The sequence below is a fragment of the Gemmobacter fulvus genome, assembly GCF_018798885.1.
In the GTDB taxonomy this organism is placed as follows: domain Bacteria; phylum Pseudomonadota; class Alphaproteobacteria; order Rhodobacterales; family Rhodobacteraceae; genus Gemmobacter; species Gemmobacter fulvus.
Genome location: NZ_CP076361.1, coordinates 1,406,794 through 1,419,424 on the forward strand (window position 1 = coordinate 1,406,794; position 12,631 = coordinate 1,419,424).

Genomic DNA, 12,631 nt, shown 5'->3' on the forward strand with positions numbered 1-12,631 from the left:
TGCCCCTGCTGTTTCAAACCCCTGCCTCTGGCCATTTCCGCCCCGAGCCGTTATCAAAGCGCCGTTCGATCAGGAAAGGATGCCCCGTGAACGATCTGCGCGGTCGCATGACCAAGGATGGCATCCGCATCTATGAAGATGCGGATTTCGCAGGCATGCGCACTGCAGGGCGTGTGGCGGCAGGGATTCTGGATGCGGTGATCCCGCTGGTGGTGCCGGGCACCACCACGGCGGCGATTGATGATTTCATCACCGAAGAGATCAAGCGCCTTGGGGTGACCTCTGCCACCATCGGCTACAAGGGCTATCAGCACGCGTCGTGCATCAGCGTGAACCATGTGGTCTGCCACGGGATTCCCGGGGCCAAGGTGCTGGCGGATGGCGATATTCTGAACATCGACGTGACGGTGATCGTCGATGGCTGGTTTGGCGACACCTCGCGCATGTATGTAGCAGGCACCCTGCCCCGCAAGGCCGAGCGTCTGATCGAGATCACCCATGAAAGCCTGATGCGCGGCATTGCGGCGGTGAAACCCGGCAATACCTTCGGCGACATCGGCTTTGCCATCCAGAGCTTTGTCGAAGCCAACCGCATGTCGGTGGTGCGTGATTTCTGCGGCCATGGCCTTGGCCGCGTGTTCCATTCGCCGCCGAACGTGCTGCATTATGGCCGGGCGGGTAGCGGGGCCGTGCTGGAAGAAGGCATGTTCTTCACCATCGAACCCATGGTCAATCTGGGTCGCCCGGAAACCAAGGTTCTGGCCGATGACTGGACCGCCGTCACCCGCGACAAATCACTGAGCGCGCAATACGAACATTCGGTGGGTGTGACGGCGACGGGCTGCGAGATCTTCACGCTGTCGCCCGCCGACAAATTCTTCCGCACCTGGGAATAAGCGGCGCAGGCCGGGGCCAGCCCCGGCCCCGTTTATCCCATCGTTTCCAGGCAATGCCGCCGGAAGGCGCGCTTCAGCATGTCCAGTTCGGCGCGTAGCAGATCCACTTCGGCGCGCAGGTCATCCTCCATCGCGACGCCGGTCACGATGGTGAAATGCGTCAGGGTTTCGCCGGTGCTGCTGTCGCGGAACAGGAAGGTCTGCACGCCTTCGTTCAGCACCGAGGCCGGGATCGGCAGGCGCACGGCAAAGGTGCCGCTGGCCCCCGGCATCTCAGTCACCACTAGGCCGGGCAGTTTCTGTTCCAGATGCAGCACATCCAGCGTTGGTTTCGCGCCGCCGGTGGACAGAATGCCCTCCCAGACACCGGCCCGCACCCGCGTTTTCGTCAGCTTCACATCCGCCATGCCGCCCCCTTACAGATCTGCGCGCGGGCGGCGCGACAGCGTCACATCCCGCAGGATGATCTGGTTCATCTCCGGCCCTTCGAAGATCAGATCAATCCAGAGCCGCTCGACCCGTTTTTCATTCATCTTGGTATAGGCGAGGTCAAATTCCACCATCACCTCTTCCGCCGCCAAAGGCAGTTCGCGCACGATCTGTTCGACATTCGGGCCGTGTTTGATGTTCAGCCGGGCAAAGATTTCCAGCGGCTTTTCCATTTCGACAATGGCATCCAGCCGGATCAGATGGCGCTGTTTCAGCCCCTGCACCGCTTCGGGCGGCAGATCGACGACCAGCGACAGGAACGAGCCGTCAAACCGGAACACGTCCATGCGCACGCCAAAGGGCGCAAGATCGGCTTCGCGGCCATTGCGGATCTGGCGCACCGTCAGCTCTGATCGACGGCAATCATGGAACACCGTCGCCCCGTCACAGATGCTGGCCTTGCCAGGCACCGACGAAAACCCCGGCACCGGAATTTCGCCCTTCCACAATTCGGGACGCCACACCCAGTCCGACCCCATCGGGCGGCGCAGCGCGTTGGAGCCGATGACCGGCAGCGCCAGCCGGTGTTCCGCAATATGGATAACCTGGTCCAGCTGCCGCCGGGCCAGACGCGCCCGCCCCCGCAATTCGCGCAGCCGCTCCAGGCTCATGCCATTCGCGGCATCGGCCCAGCGTTCCCAACGTTGCAGAAACCGGCGCTGCAACAACCGGTCGAGGAAGGTATCGATCTTGTTGCCCATACGACTGCTGACGCTACGCCTGTCTCAAATTTCGGGATGATCCACACCGGTTGTTGCCGATATGGAAACGAATCGTTTATCACCGCAATTGGTTAAAAACGCTAGCCCTCTCAAGGGTTAGCGGTGTTTTCTCAGGGGGTGGCGGTGCTTTTTGCGGTGGTGCCGCGATTGGCAGCCCGCGTTGCGACCACGAAGGCCTCGATCAGCTTGCGCCCGGTCGCGCGGTCCAGTGGGGCCGCAGCGGTTCCGGCCACGGTCAGGCTGACCAGCCGCCCGCCCAAGGGCAGCACCGCGCGCCAGCTTTGCGCCTGCACCAGTGTGCCCTTGCCCGGCCCGGTATCGGTCAGCCGCAGCAGGAAAGCACCGTTGATGCCAAGCGCCTCGTGCAGCACCACATCGCGCGCCCGGCCCCGACGGCTGAGTGCCGCGCGCCCGCGTTCCGACCGGAAGAAGGCGGCAAGCTCCGGCCCGCCCCCGGCAATATCCACACCTGCGCCCGAACCCGCCGCGCCCACCGTGCCGGTCAGCACCGCAGGCGCGCGGTCTGCGGCACCATCACAGCGCCCCATCAGCAGGATGGCGGTATCTTCGCGTTCCAGCCGCGAGGCCGGTTCGATGCAATAGCCCGGCGGGGCCGCCAGCGTGACGGCACCGCCCAGAACGGCCTGACGCCCCGGCTGTGCACCGGAGTTTGCGCCGCCCCCCGGAGGGACGACGCAGCCGCTCAGAACCGCACAGCAGAGCAGCGCCGCAGCGCCGCCCTTACTGGTCCATATAGACATGGCGTTCGGCCTTGGCGCCCGGATGCGTGACAGCGCCCTGACGGGCCCCACCAACCAGACGGGCGTATTTGTAGAGCGCACCGCTTTCATACTGCGTCTGACGCGGGCCTTTCCATTCGGCCTTGCGCGCGGCCAGTTCGGCATCGGTCAGCGCCACCGACAATTCGCCCGTGACCGCGTTCAGGGTGATCATGTCGCCATTTTTCAGCAGCGCGATCGGCCCGCCATGCGCCGCTTCCGGCCCGACATGGCCCACGCAGAAGCCGCGCGTCGCCCCCGAGAACCGGCCATCGGTGATCAGCGCCACCTTCTTGCCCATGCCCTGCCCCGACAGCGCCGCGGTGGTGGCCAGCATTTCGCGCATCCCCGGCCCGCCTGCGGGGCCTTCGTTGCGGATGACGATGACTTCGCCTTCTTTGTATTCGCGCTTCTGCACCGCTTCGAAGGCGTCCTCTTCACATTCGAACACGCGCGCCGGGCCTGCAAAGACCTGCTCGGCTTCGGACATGCCGGCCACTTTCACGATGGCCCCATCGGGGGCAAGATTGCCCTTCAGGCCGACCACACCGCCGGTTTTCGAGATTGGCGCCGACACCGGATAGATCACGCGGCCATCGGCCTCGCGTTCGATCAGGTCAAGCTCTTCGCCCATGCTGCGGCCCGATGCGGTGATGCAATCCTCGTGCATCAGCCCGGCCTTGCGCAGCTCTTTCATCACCACCGGCACGCCGCCTGCCTCATAGAGGTCTTTCGCCACAAAGCTGCCGCCCGGACGAAGCGAGACGAAATAGGGCGTGTCGCGGAAAATCTCGCAGACATCGAACAGGTCAAAGTCGATCCCGGCCTCATGCGCGATGGCGGGCAGGTGCAGACCGGCATTGGTCGACCCGCCGGTGCAGGCCACCACACGTGCCGCATTTTCCAGCGCCTTGCGGGTCACGATGTCACGCGCGCGGATGTTCTTTTCGATCAGGTTCATCACGGCCACGCCCGAGGCGTCGCCATATTGGTCGCGGCTTTCATAGGGCGCTGGCGCACCCGACGAATTCATCAGCGCCAGACCGATGGCCTCGGACACGCAGGCCATCGTATTGGCGGTATACTGGCCGCCGCAGGCCCCGGCGCTGGGGCATGCAACGCGTTCCAGAATGGCAAGCTCGGCGTCCGACATATTGCCGGCCTGATGCTGCCCCACCGCTTCGAACACGTCCTGCACCACCACGTCCTTGCCATTCAACCGGCCCGGCAGGATGGAGCCGCCATAGATGAACACCGACGGCACGTTGAGCCGGACCATCGCCATCATCATGCCCGGCAGAGATTTGTCGCAGCCTGCCAGACCCACGATGGCGTCATAGCAATGGCCGCGCATCGTCAGCTCGACCGTATCGGCGATTGCATCGCGCGACGCGAGGCTGGAGCGCATGCCCTCATGGCCCATGGCGATGCCGTCGGTGACGGTGATGGTGGTGAATTCGCGCGGCGTGCCGCCGCCCTTCTTCACGCCCATCTTCACGCTTTGCGCCTGACGGTTCAGGGCGATGTTGCAGGGCGCTGCCTCGTTCCAGCAGGTTGCCACCCCGACCCAGGGCTGATGGATCTCTTCCTCGGTGATGCCCATGGCATAGAAATAGCTGCGATGGGGCGCACGGGACGGGCCTTCGGTCACATGGCGGCTCGGCAGTTTCGATTTGTCGAAACGGGAGTTTTTCATCGGGCTGGTCATGGGGGCTTGTCCTCCGGGAATTGGCTTGCGCCTTGGAATAAAGGCCGCAACGCGGCGCGGCAAGACGGGAATGTGCAAGCATGGTCCGCAAAGCGGCCCTGCCGCGCCGCGTTGGCGGTCAATCCGCCCCCTCGCGCCGTCCCGGCCAAGCATATGATTGCAATTCTGCCCCCCGCGCCTTATTTCGGGGGCCAAGCAATGACCAAAGGGCCAGCCCGCATGAACTGGATCTCCAACTACGTCCGCCCCAAGATCAACTCGCTCTTCTCGCGCCGGGAAGTGCCGGAAAACCTGTGGACGAAGTGCCCCGAATGCGGGACCATGCTGTTTCACCGCGAATTGGCAGACAATCTGAACGTCTGCACCCATTGCGATCACCATATGGCGATCACCCCGCGCGACCGGTTCACCGCGCTGTTTGACGGCGGCGTGTTCATCGAGGTGAAGGTGCCGGAGCCGGTGGCCGACCCGCTGCATTTCCGCGATCAGAAAAAATACCCCGACCGGATGAAAGCCGCGCAGAAAGCCACGGGCGAGCGTGATGCGATGCTGGTGGCCGAAGGCGAGGTGCTGCGCACCCCCATTGTGGCCGTGGGGCAGGATTTCGCCTTCATGGGCGGCTCCATGGGTATGTATGTCGGCAATGCCATCGTGGCGGCGGCAGAGCGTGCCGTGGTGCTGAAACGCCCGCTGGTGCTGTTTTCCGCCGCAGGTGGTGCGCGGATGCAAGAAGGTATCCTGTCGCTGATGCAGATGCCGCGGTCCACCGTGGCGGTGCAGATGCTGAAAGAGGCGGGCCTGCCCTATATCGTGGTGCTGACCCATCCGACCACCGGCGGCGTCACCGCCAGCTATGCCATGCTGGGCGATGTGCAGATTGCCGAACCGAATGCGCTGATCTGCTTTGCCGGGCCGCGCGTGATCGAACAGACCATCCGCGAAAAGCTGCCCGAAGGCTTTCAGCGCGCCGAATATCTGCTGGACCATGGCATGCTGGACCGTGTGACCCATCGCAAGGCGATGAAGGACGAGCTGGTGACGATCATCCGCATGCTGACCCGGCAATCCCCGGCGATCAAGGGCGACCTGCCTGCCCCGACAGACGCCCCCCCCGCCAAACCCGGCCTGAAATGAACACCGCCGGTTCCGACGCGATCCTCGCCCGGATGATGGCATTTCATCCGAAGATCATCGACCTGACGCTGGACCGCGTGCATCGCATGCTGGCCGCCCTTGGCCACCCCGAACGCCGCCTGCCGCCGGTGATCCATCTGGCAGGCACCAATGGCAAGGGCAGCACGCAGGCGATGATCCGCGCCGGGCTCGAGGCGGCGGGCAAGACCGCCCATGCCTATACCTCGCCGCATCTGGCCTATTTTCACGAACGTATCCGGCTGGCGGGCGAATTGATTTCGGAACCCGCGCTGATGGCCTTGCTGGATGAATGTGTGGCGGCGAATGGCGGCGAGGAGATCACGTTTTTCGAGATCACCACCTGTGCGGCCTTTCTGGCCTTTTCGCGCACGCCTGCGGATTACACACTGCTGGAAGTGGGTCTGGGAGGGCGGCTGGATGCCACCAATGTGGTGGACCGCCCGGCGCTGACCATCATCACCCCGGTATCTATCGACCATCAGCAATATCTGGGCGACACCCTGCCCGAGATCGCAGGCGAAAAGGCCGGGATCCTGAAGCGCGGCGTGCCCTGTGTGGTCGGGCCGCAGGAAGACGAGGGCCTCGCGGTGATCGAGGCGCGGGCCGAACGGCTGGGCGCGCCGCTGCTGGCCTATGGCCAGCACTGGCATGTGAGCGCGGATCGCGGGCGGCTGATCTATCAGGACGAGCGCGGCCTGCTGGACCTGCCGCTGCCCAATCTGCCCGGACCGCATCAGATTCAGAACGCCGGGGCCGCGCTGGCCGCCCTGCGCTATCTGGGGCTGGACGAGGCCGCCTGCGAAGCCGCCGTCAGCCGTGCCTCCTGGCCTGCCCGCATGCAGCGTCTGCGCCGGGGGCCGCTGGTGGACAGCGCGCCGCAGGTCGAGCTTTGGCTGGATGGCGGGCACAACCCGGCAGGCGGTGCTGCGATTGCCGCAACGCTGGCGGCCATGCCTACCCGCCCGACCCATGCGATTTGTGGCATGTTGAACACCAAGGACATCGCGGGCTACCTGCGCCCGCTGCAACCGCATCTGCAGGCCCTGCATGCGGTGTCGATCCCCGGCGAGGCCAATACCCTGCCTGCCGCCACCACGGCGGCGGCGGCGGCAGCGGTGGCGATCCCGGCGCAGGAAGCCGCCTCGGTGCAGGCGGCCTTGCAGCAGATCGCGGCGCAGGATCCCACGGCACGGGTGCTGATCTGCGGCTCGCTTTATCTTGCGGGCACGATCCTGCGCGAGAACGGCTGAGCGGAGGGGGCCTTGCCCCCTCGGATATTTTTGCCAAGATGAAAGGACAAGCGCCGCCTAGCGCAGATGCGGGCGGAAGGCCGCGACCACCTGTTCATAGACCGCACGTTTGAACGGCACGATATTGGCGACCATGGCGTCCGCCTCGCTCCATTGCCAGCGGTCAAACTCCGGGTGGTCGGTGTCAATCGTGACCTGATCATCGCGCCCGAGGTAGCGGAACAGGAACCATTTCTGTTTCTGGCCGCGATATTTGCCGCCCCAGACCTTGCCCAGCAGTTCCGGCGGCAGGTCATAGGTCAGCCAGTCTTCGGTCTTGGCGATGAATTCGACCAGATCCTCAGTCACGCCGGTTTCTTCCCATAATTCGCGCAGGGCGGCCTTGCGGGGCTTTTCGCCGTCATCAATGCCGCCCTGCGGCATCTGCCAGGCCGCAACGGCGCTGTCCTTGCGGTTGCCGGTGAAGATCAGCCCTTCGGCATTGATCAGCACGACCCCGACGCAGGGGCGGTAGGGCAGCGTGTCAGGCGAGTGCGGCATCATGCGGGACCAATGAGAGGGGAAAGGCAGGGGCCGGACGCACCGGCCCCCGCATCGGCATCAGGGTTTGACGGCAATCGCTGCCGCGCCGCGCAGGATATCCACGGCATAGGCCAGTTGGTAATCCTCGTCGCGCATCTTGGCGGCTTCGGCGGCCTTGGCCTGTTCTTCTTCGTACTGGCGCTTTTCGTCCTCGGTCATCGAATCGTTGGAGAGCACGCCGCGCAGATCGGCCTCTGACCGTGCATTGGCCTCAGCGGCCTGTTCTTCGGTGCCTGCCTCGCCGGTTTTCTTCACCGGCTGGTTGACCACGATGTCGGGCGAAATGCCGAGCGCCTGGATGGAGCGGCCCGAGGGGGTATAATAGCGCGCCGTCGTCAGGCGCATCGCGCCTTCGCCGCGCAGCGGCACCACGGTCTGCACCGAGCCCTTGCCGAAGCTCTTGGTGCCGACCACGATGGCGCGGCGGTGATCCTGCAAGGCCCCTGCGACGATTTCAGACGCCGAGGCAGAGCCGCCATTGATCAGCACCACCATCGGTTTGCCACCGACCACATCGCCGGTTTCGGCATTGAACCGTTCGCCATCCGTTGTCGCACGCCCCCGGGTGGAGACGATCTCGCCTTTTTCGAGGAAGGCATCCGACACCTTGATCGCCTGGGTCAGCAGGCCGCCCGGGTTGTTGCGCAGATCCAGCACCACCCCGTTCACCTTGTCCATGCCGCCGATTTCCTTGGCGGCCTTGTTCAGCTCTTCTTCCAGGCCCGGATAGGTCTGATCATTGAAGGTGGTCAGGCGCAGCACCACGGTATTGCCCACCACGCGGCCCTTCACCGCCGTCAGCTTGATCGTGTCGCGGATGATCGACACATCGAACGGCTCTTCGACGCCTTCGCGCACGACGGTGATGATGATTTCCGAACCCACCTCGCCGCGCATCATCTCCACCGCGTCATCCAGCGCCAGACCCAGCACGCTTTCGCCGTTCACATGGGTGATGAAATCGCCCGCCTGAATCCCGGCCTTATCTGCCGGGGTGTCATCCATCGGCGAGACGACCTTGACGAAGCCTTCTTCCTGCGTGACCTCGATGCCCAGCCCGCCGAATTCGCCGCGGGTCTGTTCCTGCATATTGTCGAAATCCTTGGGCGGCAGATAGCTGGAATGGGGATCCAGCGAGGTCAGCATGCCGTTGATCGCCGCCTCGATCAGATCCTTGCTGTCCACCTCTTCGACATATTGGCCGCGAATGCGTTCAAAGATATCGCCGAACAGATCCAACTGTTCGTAGACCGAGGCGTTTTTGGCCGCCTCCTGTGCGACGAGAGGCCCGGCAATCTGCGTCGTCAGCAACACACCAGCCACGGTGCCGCCCAGGGCGGCCATCACGAATTTCTTCATCGCCTTCGTCATTCCCCTATCAAGGCTCCTGCTGGGCCTCTGCGAGCGGCGCTGTGGCCGCAAACCATGGCATCGGGTCCACCGGCTCGGACCCTTGCCGCAACTCTACATAAAGCGTTTCCGTATCGCGCGCGCCACCACCATCCTGTGCAGAGACAAGAAACTCGTCCATTCCCGGTTCCCCGCCGCCCATCAGGCCCAGCGGCGCGCCGCTGGCAATCACCTCGCCCACCTCGCCATAAACGGTTTCCAGCCCCGCCAACACCAGAAGATAGCCTGCGCCCGGTTCAAGGATAATCACGTTTCCGAAATTGAGCAGCGGCCCGCGATAGCGGATTGTGCCCGACCAGGGGGCCGTGACCAGCGCCTGTTTGCGGGTGGCCAGCACCATGCCCGGGCGGCGCACGCCTGCACCATCGGCCTCGTCCGGGCGGCGCAGCAGCGTGCCCAGCACCGGCAGCGGCAGCATGCCCCGGCCAAAGCCGAAGTCCGCCATGCCGTCGCTTTCCGTCTCGTTCAGCGCCAGACCACCGGCAAAGGCATCCAGCGTATCGGCGCTTTCCAGCAGGCCGCGCAGCACCTCGGGGTCTTCGGTAAAGCGGCGCGGCAGTTCGGTGCGATCGGAAATGGCCTTTGACAGCGCGGTCCGCGCCTCTTGCGCCACGCGCAACCCATCGCTGAGCGTCTTGCCTGCCGAAACCTGCAAGGCGCGCAGGTCGCGCACCTCTTGCAACTGCACCCGCATCGCCTCGGCCTCGGCCTGAAGCGCGGGGGTGACATCGGCAATCATCATGCCCGACCGCACGGTGCCCAAAGGCCCGGACGGGTGCAGCAGCAACAGCGGCGCGGGATCGGCCTCCATCCGGCTCAGAACGCCGACCAGCTGCGCCACGCGGTCGCGCTTGGCCTCGAACTGCAAGACCAGCGTCGCCTCGCGGATCGAGGCTTGCCGCAGGTTTTCGCGCAGCGCGCCCAGACCCAGCTCATAGGCGCCGATGGTCTGCGTCAGCGCCTGCACGCGGTCCCGCGCCTCGCGGGCGGCATCCAGCGCCTGCACCGCCTTTTGCAGATCGACAGCCGCCGCCTGTGCCTGTTCGGCCACCGTGACGGCATGGGCCGCCCCGCCAAAGACAAGGCAAAGGGCAAAGGCAAGGGCGGTGCTGCGACGGATCATGCGATCAGGCTTTTGCCTGTCATTTCGGCAGGTTGCGGCAGACCCATCAGCGCCAGAAGCGTGGGGGCCAGATCAGCCAGCCGTCCGCCGCTGCGCAGGCTAGCCCCGGCAGGGCCACCCACCAGAATGACCGGCACCGGGTTGGTGGTATGCGCCGTATGCGGGCCACCCGTCACCGGATCGACCATAACTTCACAATTGCCATGATCCGCCGTCACGATCATCGCGCCGCCCACCTGCGCCAGCGCCGCAAGCGCGCGGCCCAGCCCGGCATCGACCGCTTCACAGGCGGCCATCGCTGCCGCCAGATCGCCGGTATGTCCGACCATATCGGGGTTGGCAAAGTTCACGACAATCAGGTCATAGCCATGCCGGATCGCGCCGACGAGCTGATCCGACACTTCGGGCGCGCTCATTTCCGGTTGCAGATCATAGGTCGCCACTTTGGGCGATTTCGGCATGAAGCGATCTTCGCCGGGCGAGGCGACTTCCTTGCCGCCGTTCAGGAAGAAGGTGACATGCGGGTATTTTTCGGTCTCGGCCAGTCGGAACTGCGTGCGGCCCTGCTTGGCCACCCATTCGCCCAGCGTATTGGTGATATTCTGCTTGGGATAGGCCGTGGTCATAAAGGCGTTATGCGCCGTCGAATAATCCACCATGCCCAGCATCGCCGCCCACGCCGGGCGGACACCGGCATCAAAGCCGTCAAACGACGCATCACCCAGCGCCGACAGGATCTCGCGCGCACGGTCGGCCCGGAAGTTCAGGCAGAACACGCCATCGCCACTGCGCGCGCCCGCATAACCGCCGATCACCGTGGGGGCGATGAATTCATCCGTCTCGCCCCGCACATAGGCGGAATCCACAGCCGTCACCGCATCCGGGGCGGCCTCGCCCTGCCCCTGCACCATGGCGCGGAAGGCACGCTCCACCCGCTCCCAGCGGGTATCGCGGTCCATCGCCCAATAGCGGCCGATCACGGTGCCGACCCGCGCGCCCGCAGGCAGCCCGTCAACAAGTTCGCGCATGAAGCCCAGGGCCGAAGACGGCGCCACATCGCGCCCGTCGGTGATCGCATGCAGCACCACCGGAACCCCGGCCTGCGCCACCGCCCGTGCCGCCGCCAGCACATGCACGATATGCCCATGCACGCCGCCATCCGACACCACACCGATCAGATGCGCGGTGCCGCCGGTCGCTTTCAGCCGGGCGATAAAGGCCAGAAGTGCCTCATTCTGGAAGAAGGATCCGGTTTCGATCGCCAGATCAATCGCGCCCAGATCCATCGCCACCACGCGGCCCGCGCCGATATTGGTATGCCCCACCTCTGAATTGCCCATCTGCCCGGTGGGCAGGCCAACATCCGGCCCATGGGTGATCAGCAGGTTGTGCGGGCACTCCGCCCAGATCCGGTCGAAATTCGGCGTATGAGCCAGGGCAGGCGCATTGGCCGTGCTGTCCTCGCGATAGCCCCAGCCATCCAGAATACACAGAACGACAGGTTTCGGAGTGGTCATGCGCGGCCCTTTCCTTGCGTTGCAGGGGTTTTACGCCGCGCGGCGGGGGCGTGCAACGGGCTTTGGCCCGCCCGGCTGCGCCTTTGCGCCTGCGGATCACACCCGGTGATAGGGCGCCCCCGACAGGATCGACGCGGCGCGATACAGCTGTTCGGCCAGCATCACCCGCACCAGCATATGCGGCCAGACCATCCGCCCGAAGGACAGCGCGAAATCGGCGCGGTCGCGCAGCACCGGGGCGATGCCATCGGCACCGCCGATCACGAAGGCCACATCCTGCCGCCCGCCAGCGCGCCAGCGCGCCAGCTGATCGGCGAATTCGGGGCTGCTCAGCACCTTGCCGCGCTCATCCATCACGCAGATCAGCGCGCCATTCGGCACGGCGCGGGCCAGCAATTCGGCCTCGGCCTCCATGCCGCCGCCGCGCTTGTCCTCGACCTCATGCTCAGCAAAAGGGCCAAGCCTCAAGGCCCGGCCCGTGCGGTCAAACCGCGTCACATAGTCCTGCACCAGATCGCGTTCGGGGCCGGCCCGCAGCCGCCCCACCGCACACAGATGCACCCGCATCGATCAGACCGGATCGGGCCGGTGCTGGCCGCCCGGCAGCCACATCTTTTCGAGCTGATAGAATTCGCGCACTTCGGGGCGGAACACATGCACGATGACATCGGCCGAATCGATCAGAACCCAATCGCCGGTTTCCTTGCCTTCGATCTTGGACAGACGGCCGAATTCCTGTTTCAGCCGGTCGACCAGCTTTTCCGAAATGGCCGCCACCTGCCGGGTCGAACGCCCGGAACAGATCACCATGTAATCCGCCATGTCGGACCGGCCACGCAGGTCGATCTGCACGATGTCTTCGGCTTTGTCATCTTCCAGCGAGGCGATGACACGCTCCAGCAGAAGTTCGCTCGACGGGTCGGCGTCGGTCACGCGCGCGGCCCTCGGCCCGACCGGAAGCCCGGTCGCAGGATCAGAATGAGACAGGACTTCGTCCTCC

At 64.9% G+C, this 12,631-nt stretch carries 13 protein-coding genes; 3 read left to right on the forward strand and 10 right to left on the reverse strand.

Features of this window, described 5'->3' with window-relative positions; genetic code table 11:
* The first annotated feature begins 86 nt into the window (after window positions 1-86).
* Window positions 87-896: a type I methionyl aminopeptidase gene (map, locus tag KM031_RS06965; protein ID WP_260692122.1), complete on the forward strand. Its 810-nt coding sequence runs from the start codon at window positions 87-89 to the stop codon at window positions 894-896.
* 32 nt (window positions 897-928) lie between these two features.
* On the opposite strand, the gene KM031_RS06970 is transcribed toward map, so the two are convergent.
* The 4 genes from KM031_RS06970 to ilvD form a co-directional block, all read right to left on the reverse strand.
* Window positions 929-1,303: a hypothetical protein gene (locus KM031_RS06970; RefSeq protein ID WP_215503799.1), complete on the reverse strand. Its 375-nt coding sequence runs from the start codon at window positions 1,301-1,303 to the stop codon at window positions 929-931.
* 9 nt (window positions 1,304-1,312) lie between these two features.
* Complete coding sequence (locus KM031_RS06975; RefSeq protein ID WP_215503800.1) at window positions 1,313-2,086, reverse strand: DUF6478 family protein; 774 nt, start codon at window positions 2,084-2,086, stop codon at window positions 1,313-1,315.
* 131 nt (window positions 2,087-2,217) lie between these two features.
* The gene (locus tag KM031_RS06980) at window positions 2,218-2,868 is read right to left on the reverse strand and encodes a cation transport ATPase (RefSeq protein WP_215503801.1); all 651 of its coding nucleotides are present in this window, start codon (window positions 2,866-2,868) and stop codon (window positions 2,218-2,220) included.
* Window positions 2,849-4,582 (reverse strand): dihydroxy-acid dehydratase, encoded by a 1,734-nt coding sequence (ilvD, locus tag KM031_RS06985; RefSeq protein WP_215503977.1) that lies wholly within the window; start codon window positions 4,580-4,582, stop codon window positions 2,849-2,851. Before ilvD ends, KM031_RS06980 begins: the two co-directional genes overlap by 20 nt.
* 231 nt (window positions 4,583-4,813) lie before the next feature.
* Here ilvD and accD point away from each other — a divergent pair, with 231 nt between their 5' ends.
* Complete coding sequence (gene accD, locus KM031_RS06990; RefSeq protein WP_215503978.1) at window positions 4,814-5,728, forward strand: acetyl-CoA carboxylase, carboxyltransferase subunit beta; 915 nt, start codon at window positions 4,814-4,816, stop codon at window positions 5,726-5,728.
* Complete coding sequence (locus KM031_RS06995) at window positions 5,725-6,999, forward strand: bifunctional folylpolyglutamate synthase/dihydrofolate synthase (protein ID WP_215503802.1); 1,275 nt, start codon at window positions 5,725-5,727, stop codon at window positions 6,997-6,999. The genes accD and KM031_RS06995 overlap by 4 nt, the downstream gene beginning before the upstream one ends.
* A gap of 57 nt (window positions 7,000-7,056) precedes the next feature.
* Here the strand turns inward: KM031_RS06995 and KM031_RS07000 are convergent, their stop codons facing one another.
* The 6 genes from KM031_RS07000 to rsfS all read right to left on the reverse strand — a co-directional run bounded on the left by KM031_RS07000 (window position 7,057) and on the right by rsfS (window position 12,531).
* A complete protein-coding gene (locus KM031_RS07000; RefSeq protein WP_370879055.1) occupies window positions 7,057-7,542 on the reverse strand; it encodes an RNA pyrophosphohydrolase in 486 nt (161 codons plus the stop codon).
* 57 nt (window positions 7,543-7,599) lie between these two features.
* On the reverse strand, window positions 7,600-8,940 hold the full coding sequence (locus KM031_RS07005; protein WP_215503980.1) for a S41 family peptidase: 1,341 nt from the start codon (window positions 8,938-8,940) through the stop codon (window positions 7,600-7,602).
* Window positions 8,941-8,959: 19 nt separating this feature from the next.
* The gene (locus KM031_RS07010; RefSeq protein WP_215503803.1) at window positions 8,960-10,114 is read right to left on the reverse strand and encodes a murein hydrolase activator EnvC family protein; all 1,155 of its coding nucleotides are present in this window, start codon (window positions 10,112-10,114) and stop codon (window positions 8,960-8,962) included.
* Window positions 10,111-11,631, reverse strand: a complete 1,521-nt coding sequence (gpmI, locus tag KM031_RS07015; protein ID WP_215503804.1) for a 2,3-bisphosphoglycerate-independent phosphoglycerate mutase — start codon at window positions 11,629-11,631, stop codon at window positions 10,111-10,113. The genes KM031_RS07010 and gpmI overlap by 4 nt, the downstream gene beginning before the upstream one ends.
* Before the next feature lie 96 nt (window positions 11,632-11,727).
* A complete protein-coding gene (gene rlmH / locus KM031_RS07020; RefSeq protein WP_215503805.1) occupies window positions 11,728-12,198 on the reverse strand; it encodes a 23S rRNA (pseudouridine(1915)-N(3))-methyltransferase RlmH in 471 nt (156 codons plus the stop codon).
* A 3-nt stretch (window positions 12,199-12,201) separates the two neighbouring features.
* A complete protein-coding gene (rsfS, locus tag KM031_RS07025) occupies window positions 12,202-12,531 on the reverse strand; it encodes a ribosome silencing factor (protein ID WP_215503981.1) in 330 nt (109 codons plus the stop codon).
* Between the last annotated feature and the right edge of the window lie 100 nt (window positions 12,532-12,631).

Coding starts and splice junctions, on each gene's coding strand:
- gpmI (WP_215503804.1), bottom strand. CDS start 11,631: ATGACCACTCCGAAACCTGTCGTTCTGTGTATTCTGGATGGCTGGGGC.
- accD (WP_215503978.1), top strand. CDS start 4,814: ATGAACTGGATCTCCAACTACGTCCGCCCCAAGATCAACTCGCTCTTC.
- KM031_RS06980 (WP_215503801.1), bottom strand. CDS start 2,868: ATGTCTATATGGACCAGTAAGGGCGGCGCTGCGGCGCTGCTCTGCTGT.
- rlmH (WP_215503805.1), bottom strand. CDS start 12,198: ATGCGGGTGCATCTGTGTGCGGTGGGGCGGCTGCGGGCCGGCCCCGAA.
- KM031_RS07005 (WP_215503980.1), bottom strand. CDS start 8,940: ATGAAGAAATTCGTGATGGCCGCCCTGGGCGGCACCGTGGCTGGTGTG.
- ilvD (WP_215503977.1), bottom strand. CDS start 4,582: ATGAAAAACTCCCGTTTCGACAAATCGAAACTGCCGAGCCGCCATGTG.
- KM031_RS07000 (WP_370879055.1), bottom strand. CDS start 7,542: ATGATGCCGCACTCGCCTGACACGCTGCCCTACCGCCCCTGCGTCGGG.
- KM031_RS07010 (WP_215503803.1), bottom strand. CDS start 10,114: ATGATCCGTCGCAGCACCGCCCTTGCCTTTGCCCTTTGCCTTGTCTTT.
- KM031_RS06995 (WP_215503802.1), top strand. CDS start 5,725: ATGAACACCGCCGGTTCCGACGCGATCCTCGCCCGGATGATGGCATTT.
- KM031_RS06975 (WP_215503800.1), bottom strand. CDS start 2,086: ATGGGCAACAAGATCGATACCTTCCTCGACCGGTTGTTGCAGCGCCGG.
- KM031_RS06970 (WP_215503799.1), bottom strand. CDS start 1,303: ATGGCGGATGTGAAGCTGACGAAAACGCGGGTGCGGGCCGGTGTCTGG.